Annotated in this window: 10 protein-coding genes; 5 read left to right on the top strand and 5 right to left on the bottom strand. The window is 44.7% G+C overall.

What is annotated here, in order from left to right; all coding sequences use genetic code 11:
* Positions 1 to 85: 85 nt before the first annotated feature.
* Entirely contained in the window at positions 86 to 1,684 is a 1,599-nt protein-coding gene (gene guaA / locus B3S92_RS06715; RefSeq protein ID WP_296204130.1) for a glutamine-hydrolyzing GMP synthase, read from the bottom strand.
* A gap of 314 nt (positions 1,685 to 1,998) precedes the next feature.
* Between guaA and B3S92_RS06710 the strand changes: the two genes are divergently transcribed.
* The 4 genes from B3S92_RS06710 (at position 1,999) to B3S92_RS06695 (ending at position 9,647) form a co-directional block, all read left to right on the top strand.
* Positions 1,999 to 3,726: an FAD-binding oxidoreductase gene (locus B3S92_RS06710; RefSeq protein ID WP_296204126.1), complete on the top strand. Its 1,728-nt coding sequence runs from the start codon at positions 1,999 to 2,001 to the stop codon at positions 3,724 to 3,726.
* A gap of 83 nt (positions 3,727 to 3,809) precedes the next feature.
* Positions 3,810 to 5,453: a glycerol-3-phosphate dehydrogenase/oxidase gene (locus B3S92_RS06705; RefSeq protein WP_296204123.1), complete on the top strand. Its 1,644-nt coding sequence runs from the start codon at positions 3,810 to 3,812 to the stop codon at positions 5,451 to 5,453.
* Positions 5,454 to 5,811: 358 nt separating this feature from the next.
* On the top strand, positions 5,812 to 7,380 hold the full coding sequence (locus tag B3S92_RS06700; RefSeq protein WP_296204118.1) for an FGGY-family carbohydrate kinase: 1,569 nt from the start codon (positions 5,812 to 5,814) through the stop codon (positions 7,378 to 7,380).
* Between the two features lie 356 nt (positions 7,381 to 7,736).
* Positions 7,737 to 9,647: a BCCT family transporter gene (locus tag B3S92_RS06695; RefSeq protein WP_296204115.1), complete on the top strand. Its 1,911-nt coding sequence runs from the start codon at positions 7,737 to 7,739 to the stop codon at positions 9,645 to 9,647.
* Between the two features lie 115 nt (positions 9,648 to 9,762).
* On the opposite strand, the gene B3S92_RS06690 is transcribed toward B3S92_RS06695, so the two are convergent.
* From B3S92_RS06690 to B3S92_RS06680, 3 genes are all read right to left on the bottom strand, one after another.
* Positions 9,763 to 10,911, bottom strand: coding sequence for a MalY/PatB family protein (locus B3S92_RS06690; RefSeq protein ID WP_296204112.1), 1,149 nt, complete (start codon positions 10,909 to 10,911; stop codon positions 9,763 to 9,765).
* Positions 10,912 to 11,205: 294 nt separating this feature from the next.
* Positions 11,206 to 12,153, bottom strand: a complete 948-nt coding sequence (locus B3S92_RS06685; protein ID WP_077450056.1) for an AEC family transporter — start codon at positions 12,151 to 12,153, stop codon at positions 11,206 to 11,208.
* Positions 12,154 to 12,323: 170 nt separating this feature from the next.
* The gene (locus B3S92_RS06680) at positions 12,324 to 13,130 is read right to left on the bottom strand and encodes a crotonase/enoyl-CoA hydratase family protein (RefSeq protein ID WP_296204107.1); all 807 of its coding nucleotides are present in this window, start codon (positions 13,128 to 13,130) and stop codon (positions 12,324 to 12,326) included.
* Positions 13,131 to 13,684: 554 nt separating this feature from the next.
* On the opposite strand from B3S92_RS06680, the gene rlmF reads away from it, so the two are divergent.
* Positions 13,685 to 14,668: a 23S rRNA (adenine(1618)-N(6))-methyltransferase RlmF gene (gene rlmF / locus B3S92_RS06675; protein ID WP_296204105.1), complete on the top strand. Its 984-nt coding sequence runs from the start codon at positions 13,685 to 13,687 to the stop codon at positions 14,666 to 14,668.
* 126 nt (positions 14,669 to 14,794) lie between these two features.
* Here rlmF and B3S92_RS06670 read toward each other — a convergent pair whose 3' ends face one another.
* Entirely contained in the window at positions 14,795 to 15,379 is a 585-nt protein-coding gene (locus B3S92_RS06670) for a manganese efflux pump MntP family protein (protein ID WP_296204102.1), read from the bottom strand.
* Between the last annotated feature and the right edge of the window lie 143 nt (positions 15,380 to 15,522).

Below are 15,522 nucleotides of genomic sequence, written 5' to 3'. Positions count from 1 at the left end.
TTAACTGACTGGCATTACCCAATCGGGTGCTTTTTTGGTTAAAATCTGGTTAGAAATACCGTTTAGAACCTACTACAACTTACTGTTATTCCCACTCAATAGTCGCAGGTGGCTTGCTTGATACGTCATAAGTCACACGAGAGACATCTGCGATTTCATTCATGATACGATTACTAACCGTCTCAATTAAGTCGTATGGTAAATGAGCAAAGCGCGCGGTCATAAAGTCGATGGTTTCAACCGCACGTAAGGCGATAACCCAAGCATAACGGCGGCCATCACCGACCACACCCACAGATTTCACTGGGGTAAATACCGCAAAAGCTTGGGCGGTTTTTTCATACCAGCCTGATTTCTCAAGCTCTTGCATAAAGATAGCGTCCGCTTGACGTAGGATATCAGCGTATTCTTTTTTCACTTCACCCAAGATACGTACGCCTAGACCTGGACCTGGGAACGGATGACGGTAAATCATTTTATGCGGTAAGCCTAACGCGATACCCAATTTACGCACTTCATCTTTAAATAGGTCGCGTAATGGCTCAACCAACTCAAACTGTAAGTCATCAGGTAGACCGCCTACGTTATGGTGGCTCTTAATCACGTGGGCTTTACCTTGGTGCGACTTCGCTGACTCGATTACGTCAGGATAAATAGTGCCTTGAGCCAAGAATTCTACTGGCTTGCCATCACTACCTTGGCTGATATCACGCGCTGCATCAGAGAAGACATCAATGAAAGTCTTACCAATAATTTTACGTTTTGCTTCTGGCTCAGACTCCCCTGCCAGCGCTGTTAAGAAACGGTCTTCAGCATCAACACGGACCACTTTTACGCCCATGTTTTCAGCGAATACTTGCATCACTTGGTCGCCTTCATGCAGACGTAATAGACCGTTGTCCACAAACACACAGGTCAGCTGATCGCCAATGGCTTTGTGCAGTAACGCTGCCACAACAGAGCTGTCCACACCGCCCGATAAACCTAATAAAACCTGTTTGTCACCAATTTGTTCTTTTAACTGCTCAACACGCATATCGATGATGTTATCTGGCGTCCAGCTACCGGCACAGTCACAAATTTGATGCACAAAGCGCGACAACAACACATCGCCTTGTAGGGTATGCGTTACTTCTGGATGGAACTGTAGGCCGTAGTATTTTTTATCTTCATTGACCATCACTGCGATGGGGCAACTTGGGGTACTGGCCACCACTTCAAAGCCTTCCGGCGCTTCAACCACTTTATCACCGTGGCTCATCCACACATGCAAGCGGCTGTTTTCTTGCTTCTCATCTTCAATACCATCAAGCAAGGTGCTAGACCCTGTAATCTCAATGGTCGCTGCGCCAAACTCATGTACGTCACTGGCTTGCACTTTACCACCAAAGTGATCGGCCATCGCTTGCATGCCGTAGCAAATACCTAAAATAGGCACATTCAAATCAAATAAGGCTTGATTGATTTTTGGGCTGTTTTCATCGTGCACACTCTCAGGACCTCCTGATAAGATAACGCCTTTAGCACCAAATTCTTCAATACGGCTAGTGTCGATGTCATAAGGATACATCTCACAGAAAACACCAGCTTCACGCACACGGCGGGCAATAAGCTGGCTGTACTGTGAGCCGTAATCGATAATTAAAATACGGTCTTCTTTGATGGCAGGGGTATTATTACTCATAGTGATGTCCAATTGGGCAAGTCTAATTCAAAGTTAAGTCAGGTCAATATACACATTAGTATAAAGGTTATCTAACCGTGACGTAGAAATAGCGGTAAAATTATATCCGGCTATTTTAACAAGAATCTAAGCCGGGATGGGGAATTGTGTTTTTAAATGCCTCCGAAAAGTGTAATTAATTCAGCAAAGCAACGCCCTAAATCTATATTGCTTAAATTTTGTTAATAAATAGTTTATTGTGTTGTATTGATTACAAACAATTAGTAATATATTATTTAAATCATGCCTATAACAAATGGAAAGGTTATATCCCTATGAGTAAAATCACCTCCCTTCTTCGTAAAGTCACCGCTTCTGATACGTCAACTGCAAGCAAGACCGATCAACCTGCTTTAGACTTTCCTACTACAAGCAACACCCCCAAAGAACAGACCCGATGGAATGGTTGGGGCAATATCAATATCAATAAAGCGGTCTCACCTCATGGCGCTAAGCTGATTAAATCCCATATTGGTAAAACTCAAAAACTATCCTCTATTAGCCTAGAGTCGGTATTAAACACAGTTCCTCCCTCACGCCTGCCTAAAGCCTTAACCGAATTGGCAATGGTCTCTACTGACAACGAAGTGCGTGTCAGACATGCGCGTGGCCAAAGCTTCGCCGATTGGATCGCCATGCACAGTGGTGACTTTGGTGTTTTCCCAGATGGGGTCGCCATGCCAAAAACCACCGAAGATGTCGTAAAGCTATTGGCCTTGGCCAGTGAACACGACCTAGTAGTTATCCCTTACGGTGGCGGAACTTCTGTGGCTGGTCACATAAATCCACCAAAAGACCCTCGTCCGGTATTAACGATTGCCACCGGCCATATGGACAAACTGATTGATTTAGATGAAGAAAGCCAAATTGCTACCTTTGGAGCCGGTGCTCAAGGGCCTGCTGTGGAAGCGCAGCTCAATAATCGTGGCTACCGATTGGGACATTATCCACAGTCTTGGGAACTGTCTACCTTAGGGGGCTGGATTGCGTCCCGTTCAAGCGGTCAGCAGTCTTTAGGCTATGGCCGTATTGAACAAATGTTCGCTGGCGGTACCTTGGTCACCCCTCAAGGCAAGTTGACCATACCCGATATTCCTGCTTCCTCTGCCGGTCCTGATTTACGTGAGATGATGATGGGCACCGAAGGCCGTGCCGGTATCTTTACCGAAGTTAAAATGCGGGTACAGCCTCAGCCTGAGCAAGAGCTCTTTAAAGTGGCGTTCTTACCCAACTGGGAAGCTGGGAAAGCGGTATTAAAACAAGCCGTTCAAAACAATGTTGGCCTATCTATGCTACGCCTAAGCAATGCCACTGAGACCAATGCCCATCTGCATTTAGGCACCACGCGCAGTCAGTTTTTAGCCATTACTGCCTACCTAAGATCTAAAGGCTTAGGCTCTGATAAAGTGATGCTGACTTATGGCGTAACGGGTAACAAAGACCAAAACGCACTGGCATTGGCTCAGTTTAAAAAACTGTTAAAACAAAATGGCGGTGTTAGTGGCAAGTTAGCAGACTTAATGGGGTCAATATGGGCTCATGGCCGCTTTAAATTCCCGTATTTGCGTGGCACTTTATGGGAAAAAGGCATCATGGTTGATACCTTTGAGACCTCGACCAACTGGACCAACATTGACCAGCAGATGGCTGCTATGGAAAAAGCGGTTCGTGAATCGCTACGAGATCGCGGTGAACAAGTCATGGCATTCACCCATATCTCACATGTTTATAAACAAGGTGCCAGCTTATATACCACCTATTTCTTTAGAGCCGCTAAAAACCATGATGAGACGCTACAGCGTTGGCAGAAGATTAAGCACGACGCCAGCACCAGTGTCGCCAACGGCAAAGCCACTATTTCGCATCAACATGGTGTGGGCCGTGACCATGCCCCTTATTTAATAGCTGAAAAAGGCGAGCTTGGTCTACAAGTGACCCAAGACATGTTGCAGAGCTTAGACCCTGAGCAGCGTATGAATCCAGGATGCTTGTTAGAGGACTAAATTACTCAAAGACTAAAGCCTGCACTAGCGGCATGAATAAATAACCAGTAATACCATTTGCCAAACACTGACGAGGAGCCCTCATGACCCAGACACAGCAACGTCAACACGCTTTAACGCCCCTTTCGCGTACCGAGCCGTGGGATATGTTAATTATTGGCGGTGGTATTACGGGGGCAGGTATTGCTCGAGAAGCGGCCAAACGTGGCCTACAGGTACTGTTAATTGAACAAAAAGACTTCTCTTGGGGCACCTCGAGTCGCTCTAGTAAAATGGTTCATGGTGGGCTACGTTATATCGCTTCTGGAGATTACAAAACCACGGTCCTCAGTGTTCGTGAACGCGAACGTATGCTGAAAGAAGCGGGGGGCCTAGTCAATGAAATGCATTACATGATGCCGCATTATAAAGGTAAGTTCCCGCCACCTTGGATGTTTAATAGTCTGCTTAGAGTCTATGACAAGCTGGCGGGAAAACGCTATTTTAGATACTTTAAAAAAGACGCTTTTTCGCCCTTAAACCCTGGCATTAAACAAGATAAATTACTGGGTGCCAGTCAATTTAGTGATGCGGTTACTGATGACTCACGCTTGGTGATGCGAGTGCTCGCTGAGGCGATACACGATGGGGCACAGGCCATCAATTATCTTAAAGCTGAAGAGTTGTTAAAAAATGACCAAGGTTTAGTAGTCGGCGCAAGATTAGTGGATACTTCTACCCCACAGCGCAGTGAAACTTATGAAGTTTATGCCAAAGTGGTGGTTAGCGCTACGGGCGCTTGGGCCGATGATTTACGTTTAAAAGCCTTATCTAAGACATCCAGCGACTTTCATAAACAGATTCGTCCGTCTCGGGGCAGCCATTTGGTGATTAGCCAAGAGCGACTGCCGATTGAACAGGCATATACTTTACTGCATCCGGTTGATAAAAGAGCGCTTTTTGTCTTTCCTTGGGAAAATAGAACCGTCATTGGTACCACTGACTTAGACCACCCTCCCTTGGATGAGCAAGAAGTCGGTATCACCAATGAAGAAGTCGATTATCTATTACAAGCAGTCAATGGGCTGTTTGATCATACCGAATTGAGCCGCGAAGACATCATCAGTACTTGGGCAGGGGTACGTCCCTTAATTTCTGAAGGCGGTGACGGCAAACGGGTCAGTCCTAGCAAAGAAAAACGCGATCACAGCGTGTGGTTAGACAACAATTTAGTCACGGTCAGTGGCGGTAAGTTGACTACCTTCCGTCTTATTGCCCTAGATGTACTTGAAATCTGTCAACAGGTGTTACCTATCGACAATAATGCGGCCATAGATGATGCCGTCTTTGGCAATCCGGTGCCGAGCAATGATAAATTTGCCCAATTGCCGGCACCATTACAGCATCGCTTGCAAGGTTTTTATGGTCGTCAATTAGATCAGTTACTTGAGCTTGCCGATCCTCAAGAGCTTGTCCCTGTCGCTGATAGCAATACGTTGTGGGCAGAGCTCAGATTTGCGGCACGTTATGAGCAAGTTATTCATCTTGATGATTTATTACTGCGTCGTACCCGTCTAGGTCTTATCTTACCGCAAGGAGCCATGATAGATTCCGTAACCGACAAACTGCAACAAATTTGTCAGACGGAGCTTGGCTGGGATCAACAAAAATGGCAACAAGAAGTCGACCGTTATAAAGCCCTTTGGCAAAATTACTACCATTTACCGGCGCATTTACCGGCGGCTTAACCCGTCAATTTTGACAGTGAGTGATAGGCGGGCTTAGAGTCATGATTCACAGTAAATTATATTATAGTAAGTCGTTGACTCTCTGACCGCCCTAATTTATAACTATAGTCATAAAGGATACAGTTTCTCAAAGGATTGAGTACTTAGGGACCTTTAAGGTTAGCAATAAGCATTATCCGCCTTTTGGCCTGACAGGTTGATGTTTTAACCTAATAATGAGGCTCCCCTACCTTCTCCCTGCCCTCAGTCCTAGCCAAACCCTATGATGACTCTATCCAAAAATGCAGGCTAGCCAGGGGATATTTTTTATCTCAATATCCCAAAGCCAATTTTCTAATTAATGACCGAGTGGCACATTATGAGCGTTACAGACGAAACCCCGATTTATTTATTGGCCATAGACAATGGTACCCAAAGCGTTAGAGCATTAATCTTCGATCAATTTGGTACTGAAATTGCTAAGGCGCGTGTTCCTATTGAGCCTTACTTTTCTACTGAAGCCAACTTTGCTGAGCAACATGCTTCCTACTATTGGCAAAAGCTTAGTGAGGCCTGTCAACAATTATGGCAAAACTGTGATATCAAGCCCTCGCAAATTGCCGGGGTTAGTCTGACCACTCAACGCTATACCATGATTTGTCTAGATAAGGACAAACAGCCCCTACGCCCAGCCATCGTTTGGATAGATTTTCGCCAAGGAGAGACCAATGATTTGGGGGTTTTTGACCCCCTCATCAAAATAGTGGGTATGGGGGAGTTGGCAGAAGAGGCTCAGAAAAAAGCACGCTGTAACTGGTTATCTCGTCATGAGCCTGAGATTTGGGCTAAGACTGCCCATTATGTCAACTTATCGGCCTATTTGACTTATAAGCTGACCGACGATTTGGTCGACTCAACGGGTCAGAACACCGGCTACTTGCCTTATGACTACAAGGCGCAACAGTGGATGAAGCCCAGTAACTTTAAGTGGCGTTTATTCAGCTGCCGCATTGAGCAGATGCCAAGACTGGTTTCACCTGGGCAGAAACTAGGTCATATTACTGCCGAAGCGGCGGCAGCCACGGGTATTCCTGAGGGCACTCCGATGATTGCAGCGGCCAGTGACAAGGCTTGTGAAGCCTTGGGAAGCGCCGGCTTATCCACTGATACCGCATGCCTAAGTTTTGGCACCACGGCCACCATTAATACCACCTCAACCCGTTATATCGAGGTGATAAAACACATGCCCGCGTATACGGCAGCGGCCCCAAATTACTATAACCATGAGTATATGATTTACCGCGGATTTTGGATGGTCAGCTGGTTTAAAGAGCAGTTTGCCCATTACGAGGCACAGCTGGCGAAGACCCAAGGCATTGATACTGAACACTTATTGGATCAAGCGGTTAAAGGCATTCCTGCCGGCTCCATGGGATTGATGCTGCAGCCGTACTGGTCACCTGGCGTGCGTCACCCTGGACTTGAAGGCAAAGGCGCCTTGATTGGTTTTGGTGATGTGCACACCCGCGCCCATGTTTACCGGGCTATTTTGGAAGGGTTGGCTTATGAGCTAAAACTTGGGTTTGATACCATTGAGAAGCGCACTCGCCAAACCATTAAGCACCTTCGTGTCTCTGGCGGCGGCTCTCAAAGCGATGCAGCGATGCAGCTAACCGCAGATATTTTTGCCATGCCCGCCTATCGCCCTCATACTTATGAGGCTTCTGGATTGGGGGCTGCCATAAACTGTGCCGTCGGCCTCGGCGTTTATCCAGATTATGCTACCGCAGTTGACGCAATGACCCATTTGGGTGATGAGTTTTTGCCCATCCCTGAAAATGTTGCGCTTTATAAACGCCTGTACAATGAGGTTTATCTGAAGATGTATGAGCGCTTAAAGCCCTTATATCATAGCATTCAGGACATTACGGGCTACCCAAAAAAATAACCCCTTTTACCATAAGACCCTGCTTATGAAAATTACCCATTTAATTGTATTTTTTATTGTCGTCTTTATTCTCAACTATTTGCTTAATATGCTATTAAAGTTGGGACAAGACCTTTCTTATATAGCCATACTCAGCCTTATTACCACTGTGTTATTTTATTTACTAACCTTTATGCGTAACCGGTGGTCAAAATAACAGAGAAGCTGACTACAGCTTCTCTCCTCTCCTGTTACCCAACCATTGTTTATCAGTCGTTTGGGCATTCCTATAAAATTAATAGACTGTGTTAATATAACGCTACCTATTAAGTTTTATTAAAGAGCCTTAGCGCTAATAACCATTCAGGAGAGGCAATATGACTAACTCCAGTAGTAATAACCGGAGTAACGACACAGAGCGTGGGGTCAAAAAGAACCTCAGCTCAAGCAGCCACTCGCAACATAGCTCAAAAGAGTACCTTCCCGATTTTATTCGAAGCAGTTACGAGCATAGACGACCGCCTCGTCTAGGCACCTTCAATGCGCCAATGAACATCACCCAGCGCCGTCCCGATCACGAGCCCGATACTCGTATCGATAAGTTTACCTTCGGCATGGTGTTGGTAATTTTATTAGCCATCTGTATTCCCTTAATTTTCTTCCCAGAGCAGGGTAAAGAATGGGTGGAAATTGCCCGTAGCTTTGTCACCACCAATTTCGGCTTTGCCTATTTGGCCTTTGGTATTTTGGCGATGATATTTGTGATTTACATCGTCTTCTCTGACATTGGTAATATCAAACTCGGTCGCCCCGAAGACACCCCAGAGTTCAAAGATGCCTCCTGGGCAGCGATGCTATTCTGTGGCGGTATTGGGGCCAGTATTCTATATTGGGGTCTTATTGAATGGGCCTATTACTACCAAGCGCCTCCCTTTGGCATTGCTGCTGAGTCAACGGATGCCATCCGCTGGGCCACGACCTACGGCATTTTCCACTGGGGACCAGTGGCGTGGGCCATTTATCTAGTGCCCGCTGTCCCCATCGCCTATTTTTATTATGTGCGTCAAACTCCAGTACTGAAGGTAAGTCAGACCCTAATGCCTTTATTGGGTGAGAAGTTGGCGGGAAGCAATTGGGCGAAGATGCTCGATGTGCTATTTGTATTCGGTATGGTTGGCGGTGGCGCAACGACATTAGGTCTGGCCTCTCCGTTAATTAACGAAGGTCTATATAACTTATTTGGCTTACCGCGCAACATTACCATGCAATTGGTGGTGCTGTTTGTGACCACCTTAATTTTCGCTTATAGTGCCTATCAAGGTCTAAAAGGCGGGATTCAGAAACTATCGAATATCAACTTCTACTTAGCTGTGGCGCTGCTATTATTCATCCTTATCGCAGGTCCGACTGTGTTTATTTTCAATACCGGACTTGAGGCTTTGGGCCGCTCGATTGCTGAAATGCCGCGGATGATGACTTATGTTGAGCCTTTCAAAGACTTTGGCAGCTTTGGATTTAAGCACACTACTTTCCCCCAAGATTGGACCGTATTCTACTGGGCATGGTGGCTGGTATTTGCCCCTACTATCGGGCTGTTCATCGCCAAAATCTCACGGGGTCGCACCATTCAAAACATGGTGGTAGGCTCGATGTTTTATGGCTCGTTAGGCTGTGCAATGTTCATGATTATCTTAGGTAATTATGGCTTGTACTTACAGCTTACCGGTACCGTGGATGTGGTTAATATTCTAAATAACGAATCGGCCACTGCTGCCATTTTTAGTATTTTAAATAGCCTGCCCATGTCCTATGCTGTGGTGGCAGTATTTACTTTCTTAGCAGTTATTTTCACTGCAACCACCTTCGACTCGATCTCTTATATCTTAGCGTCTGTGGTACAAGTAGAAGTAGACGATGAGCCGCACCGTTGGAACCGTTTGTTCTGGGCCTTTACTCTTTGCTTATTACCCGCCATTTTAATGTTCTTAGGTGATTTAGCGACGCTGCAAACCGCCTCTATTATCGCTGGTGCCCCACTGATTATTATTCTATCTTTAATGATGCTATCAGTGATAAAGGCGGCGCGTTATGACCTGCATTATCAGCCTGATTATTATTTAAAAACGATTCATATTGAAGAGCTGGCAGACAGTGCTCCTTGGGAAGAAGGGGTAACTTCAGAAGCTCCTGAGGGCTCAATCTTGGCGCTACAAGATGAGTGGGAGCAGATGCGTGAGGAAAATGAGGAAGAAGAAAACGCAGAAGCACTCAATAAACACGACAGTTAGTGCTCTTAACGCCTAACCCTAAATTAAACCGTAAAAAAGGTTGGATTAGCAGACTAATCCAACCTTTTTTAGTACTTAGCCTTTTATAATTGAACAGCCTTTTACGACCTATAAGCTAAGCCAAAGCCTGCTTTACTCTATTTAATCCTTCAGCCAATATGGACTGGGGACAAGCCACATTAATGCGCAGCTTTAGATGACCCTCTTTGCCGTACTGAATACCGGAATTCAGCTCTACTTTGGCATCACGCAGCGCATCATACAATGCCTTATCCTCCTCAGCATAAGCAGAACAATCTAGCCAAATTAAATAAGAGGCTTCGGGACGCATCACCTTAATGTCTGGCAAATGAGTGGCCAAATACTGTAGCGTAAAATCGATGTTTTTCTCGATATAAACTAACGCTTGCTCGAGCCATTCAGCGCCCTGCTCGTACGCACTTTGCATTACTGTATAAGCAAATAAATTGAGCTCATACTCATCATTTAATTGCTGTTGCTGTTTGATTTGCGTGGCTAATGCCTTATCTTTTACAAAGATCATCGACCCTTTAATACCGGCCACGTTAAAGGTTTTGGTCATCGAGGTTAGGCTGACCACCATGTGCTCATAGCCCTTAGCCAGGCTTAAAAACGGGGTAAAAGTATGACCACTCAGAGTCAAATCCTGATGAATTTCATCACTGACCACTGCTACTTGATACTTTTTGCACAGCTCTAATACCGCCTGTAGCTCATCAGCTGTCCACACTCGCCCGCCTGGATTATGCGGATTGCACAGCAAGAACACTTTGACTCTATTTTTCTTAATCTTGGCTTCCATGTCGGCCAAATCAAACTCATAACGTCCTTGCTTTTCTACCAGTGCTGAGCTGACCACCTTACAACCATTCAGTTTGGTCTTGGTCACAAAAGGCGTGTAAATCGGGTCATTGATTAATACCGCATCGCCCACTTCGGTGAACAGATTTAGCATTAAGGAAATACTGGGTACCACCCCAGGTGAAAACAGAATCTGATCAGCTTCCAGCTGCAAACCATAGCGGCTACTGTGCCAATCAATAATAGCCTGATATAGGTCATCGCTTTGCTTGGTATACCCTAAGATACCGTGATCCACAACACGCTGTAAGCTGTCTAAAATAGGCTGAGCAGCTTTAAAATCCATATCTGCCACCCACAGTGGAATGGTGTCATCTGCATAATGCCACTTAATTGATCCGGTATTACTTCTGTCTATGACTTCGTCAAAATTATATTGCATGGATTGTTCCTAATAGCTGGGGAAGTTTTCGTTTAATGCTGGGTAACGAGGAGGATTTATGTCGTTATTGACTAGGTATTGATTCGCTGTAATTCAGTCAATACGTAATGGCGGTAATAGAGCTCATCTCGAAACGTAAAGCCTAATTTATCGCAAAAACCACTACCGATTTGGTTTTAAAGATAAATAAATCCATTTCCGATATCGATAGTTGGGTCATTTGGTGTAATACATTTTTCACCAACGCCTATCACTTTTTAAAATACATAGTTATGGGTTAAAACACAGTTTACCCTAAAACCCAACCATCCTCTCCCAATACATCAGCACCGCACTCATACTAAAAAATGAGCCAATGGTTGAGATAATAACAATAGCCGACACCCGCTCAACCAAGCCATAATGCTGAGCGATGATGGCAATGGTTGAAAAGGTTGGCGCAGACGCAAACAGCATGGCCACATATTTACCTTCTATTGACGCGCTCGGGACAAGCATAATTGCAACTAACATCATTAAGGGATGCACAATAAGCTTCCCTAAGCCAATGGTGGTAATTTTGGGTAAATCACCTTTTAATTCTAGACCAGATAGGCTCATACCAATAACAAACAGGGCAACAGGGGCGGCAACGCCTGAAAGCATGTGTGCAGTTTGGGCCGCGATTTGGGGTACAGGAATGCTAAAAATTGAGAAACTCACGCTGATGATAATGGCAATAATCAACGGGTTACGAGATAGGTTTTTGGCAATACGCAGTAATAATTGACCCAAAGACTGACCGGAATCAGTGCTCATATCCGCCATGATAAACAGCATCGGCAGCATGATAAAACTCTCTATCAACACCACCATGGACAAATAAGTAGCTGCCTTTGTAGGCCCAATGACCGCAGATAATACGGCAAAACCAATAAAAGCACTGTTGGCATACGCCAATGCCGTAGAATTTAGGGCCGCAGAGACATTATCTTGACGCCAAAATCCTTTGGTAACCATAACCCCTATCACAAATGCCAACACTGAACCTACGGCATAGATAAGCAGATAGCTCGGTGATATGACTTGCTGAAACGGCATTTCTGCAATGGCGTTAAACATCAGTGCCGGTAAGGCGATATACAACACCAAAGTGCCCATGCCTTTGGCATGGCTTGGGTCAATCAGATGCAATCGAACACTTAGATAACCCAGTGCGATAATAATAAAAATCGGCGCGGTGATGTTGAGAATGTCTAACATAGATAAGACTGCCGCTTAGTATCAGGGTAAGAAATCAGCTCAGTACACTTTGCTGCTGAGCATAAATAAAGCTGGGCTTAAAAAGAGAAGACGCAGAGTCTTTAAAGGCGGCCAACCACTGGCTTAACCATTATAATCAATCAGTTCTTTAATGAGTATAACGGCTTAAATTAACGACCTTTAAACTGAGCCTCTCGGCGTTCAACCATAGCCATTACGCCCTCTTTGGCATCTTCAGAGTGAAACAGGGGTGGCAAAAAGCTATGAATATTACCCAGCGCACTGTCTGCCCCATTACGAGCGCCATCAAGTGCTGAAGCCAGCAGGGCTTGAACGCCTAAGGGTGCGGCTTTGCTAATCTCAACCGCCAATTCATAGGCTCGATCATACTGTTTGCCTGTCTCTACCACTTCACTGACCAGGTTTAGTTTCTCTGCTGTAGCCGCATCAAAGGGCTTACCAGTTAAAAGATAAGGCATGGCTTTTTGCCAACCTGCAGCCTGCACAAAGCGAACAGTTGCCCCGCCAAAGGGCATGATACCGCGCTGAACTTCCATCTGGGCAAAGTTACAATCCTCACTGGCGACTACCACATCGGCATTCAACATCAGCTCAATACCCGCTGTAAAACAGATGCCTTGTACCGCAACGACAACAGGTTTGGTACGCAGCTTGCCACTAATGCCCCATGGATCAACTTGGGTACTATCAAAAGCAAATACCCCTTTGTCTAGCTTGTCTTGTAACTCCATTAGATCAAGCCCCGCAGTGAAGTGCTCACCATGGGCAAATATAAGCGCACAGCGCAGCGTGTCATCGTTCTCATAACGGGTTAAAGCCTGTGATAACTGGGCAATCATGTGACTGTCAAAGGCGTTGCGCTTGTCAGCACGATTCAGGCCAATCAAGCAAATATATCCCTCAGTGGCATAGCTAATTCGGCTTGGTTGCTTGCTCTCATTACTGTTACTGGTCATTGTTATTGTCCTTTTATATGTTAGTCAGTGGCGACTCATGCCGCTACCGGTGTCCTATAAGTCAACTATAATCCTATGCCGGACGCTTAGCAAACCTAGCAAATAGGCAATTTGTTTATTTTCAATCTATGTTGCTATAGCAAACCTGTTAAACTAGTCCCCAAATAGCTGAAAACTTTTAAAAAAGTTTAGCAGACGAATAAAATTGCCATTAAATGTTAAAAATACAACTCATTGATTTTATTAAATATTTTATTTTTAATTAGTGTGGATATAATGCCTAAAAAATAGTTATCCACAGGATGATTAACCTCCATAAGCCTTGATGATAAAGGGCTTCTAAGGGTTTAAACATATTACGCACAGTTAAATTCCAATTATTGTTGGGTATTGCCGGATATTATCGGTTATTGAGGTTTATTAACGGTTATTATCAAGAGTACGGCCAATTTTGTTCAATGCTACGGACAGTATCTTCTTTTACTTTAACTTTTCTTTTACCCCTCTTCCTATTTCAATTATCCACCCTATCATCTAAATAAGTTTTAATCCCTATGACACAACCTATCAATTCAAAAAACACCCCGCATAAAACCCCTACCAGTAAGCCAGCGGCGAGTACCTTGCACCCTCGCAATCCGCATCAAGGTCGTTACGATTTTGATAAGTTAACCAAAGCCTTACCTGAACTTGAAAAGCACACCATCACTAACCCAAGTGGTGAACCGACGATTAATTTCTCTGATGCTGATGCGGTTTTGACCCTAAACAAGGCCTTATTGGCCCATCATTACAACATCAAATACTGGGATTTACCCAAAGGCTACCTATGCCCACCGATTCCAGGTCGTGCTGACTATATTCACCAAGTGGCTGACTTATTAGCCGATAACAACAGTGGCTCAGAAAACAAGAAGCCTCATGTACTAGACATTGGTACTGGTGCCAGTTTGATTTATCCCATTGTGGGCAGTCAAAGTTATGGCTGGTACTTTACCGCCACCGATATAGACCCTGTTTCTATTAACACAGCCAAAGCCATTTGTGAAGTCAATCCCAATCTAAAAAAACTGGTCACCGTCAAACAGCAAAAGAATCCGAAAAATATCTTTAAAGGCATTATTGGTGAACACGATTATTTTGATATCACCGTGTGTAATCCCCCGTTTCATGGGTCAATGCAAGAAGTACTGGTTGCTAATAATCGCAAACAAAGTAAATTACAAAAGAACCGTGCCCGTCGTAATCCTAATGAGCAAGCCAACAAGTTTGCCGATGCCAAAAACAACCTAAACTTTGGCGGTCAAAATGCAGAGCTATGGACTGAAGGGGGCGAATTCGCGTTTATCAGTCGTATGATTAATGAGAGTGTCGATTACGCCCAGCAAGTAAACTGGTTCACCACTTTGGTTTCAAGGGCTGAAAATTTAAAGCCCCTTGATGCCTTACTAAGAAGAGTTGGTGCCAGACAGATTAAGACCATCAATATGCAGCATGGTCAAAAGGCCAGTCGCATTTTGGCGTGGCGTTTTAAATAGTGTTTTAGATAAGCAGCAGTAAACTCCAACTCGCTTATTTAGACCCAAAAAAAGGCCCCTTTGCTCTATAACAAAGGGGCTTTTCTTATGTCTAAAACTTCATATTTCTAAAAGAGTAAATAGCCATTATAAAACCATTTTGATACCAATGGCGATTAGTACCACCCCGCCCAATATCTCTGCTTTATCTTCTAACCATGTCCCTGATTGTCGACCTAAATATACGCCACCAAAGCTAAACAGAGCCGTCACTACTGCAATAATAAGACAAGCAACCCAAGCATTCACTGCCAATAAATTTAAGGTAAAGCCAGCCGCCATCGCATCAATGCTAGTAGCAATCGCCATGGTAGTCATCAGCTTATGGTCAATTTTCGTATGGTCCTCTGACCCAAGCTCTTCTTCTTCCTCGCCACTTATTGCCTCATATAGCATCTTTGCGCCCAGTCCCACTAGGATAATACAGCCAATCCAAGGCGCAGCAGATGCTAACCAGCCCAGCAAGGCTGACCCTAATAAATAACCAATTAAGGGCATAATTCCTTGGGCTATGCCAAAGTAAAGTCCGGCCATGACTGCCAGTCTCAGCAACATAGCCTTTGCCTTTGCTGAACTTGCATAGGCCGTACTGCTCTGTTTTGCTCCTAGTCCAATAGACACCGCAAAAGCATCCATCGCTAAGGCAATGGCCAAGAATAAAACTTCGATCATAATCTACTTCCTACCCACTCAGCAGTAACGCCTTTTATGGCCTAAAATCTGAAAATAAAATATAAAGCTTATGTTTCACGTGAAACAAAGAAGTCACCTTGCAAGCAAGATGACTTCTTTTAAAACTAATTACGCCACATTGA

This window comes from Psychrobacter sp. UBA3962 (assembly GCF_002385225.1).
GTDB lineage: Bacteria > Pseudomonadota > Gammaproteobacteria > Pseudomonadales > Moraxellaceae > Psychrobacter.
The sequence above is the reverse complement of the archived record's forward strand: the minus strand, read 5'-3'. Positions and strand labels throughout refer to the sequence as shown.

Bases quoted from the DNA above. Each gene is read 5' to 3' on its own strand.
- B3S92_RS06705 (WP_296204123.1), top strand. From the start codon at position 3,810: ATGACCCAGACACAGCAACGTCAACACGCTTTAACGCCCCTTTCGCGT.
- rlmF (WP_296204105.1), top strand. From the start codon at position 13,685: ATGACACAACCTATCAATTCAAAAAACACCCCGCATAAAACCCCTACC.
- guaA (WP_296204130.1), bottom strand. From the start codon at position 1,684: ATGAGTAATAATACCCCTGCCATCAAAGAAGACCGTATTTTAATTATC.
- B3S92_RS06695 (WP_296204115.1), top strand. From the start codon at position 7,737: ATGACTAACTCCAGTAGTAATAACCGGAGTAACGACACAGAGCGTGGG.
- B3S92_RS06700 (WP_296204118.1), top strand. From the start codon at position 5,812: ATGAGCGTTACAGACGAAACCCCGATTTATTTATTGGCCATAGACAAT.
- B3S92_RS06710 (WP_296204126.1), top strand. From the start codon at position 1,999: ATGAGTAAAATCACCTCCCTTCTTCGTAAAGTCACCGCTTCTGATACG.
- B3S92_RS06680 (WP_296204107.1), bottom strand. From the start codon at position 13,130: ATGACCAGTAACAGTAATGAGAGCAAGCAACCAAGCCGAATTAGCTAT.
- B3S92_RS06670 (WP_296204102.1), bottom strand. From the start codon at position 15,379: ATGATCGAAGTTTTATTCTTGGCCATTGCCTTAGCGATGGATGCTTTT.
- B3S92_RS06690 (WP_296204112.1), bottom strand. From the start codon at position 10,911: ATGCAATATAATTTTGACGAAGTCATAGACAGAAGTAATACCGGATCA.
- B3S92_RS06685 (WP_077450056.1), bottom strand. From the start codon at position 12,153: ATGTTAGACATTCTCAACATCACCGCGCCGATTTTTATTATTATCGCA.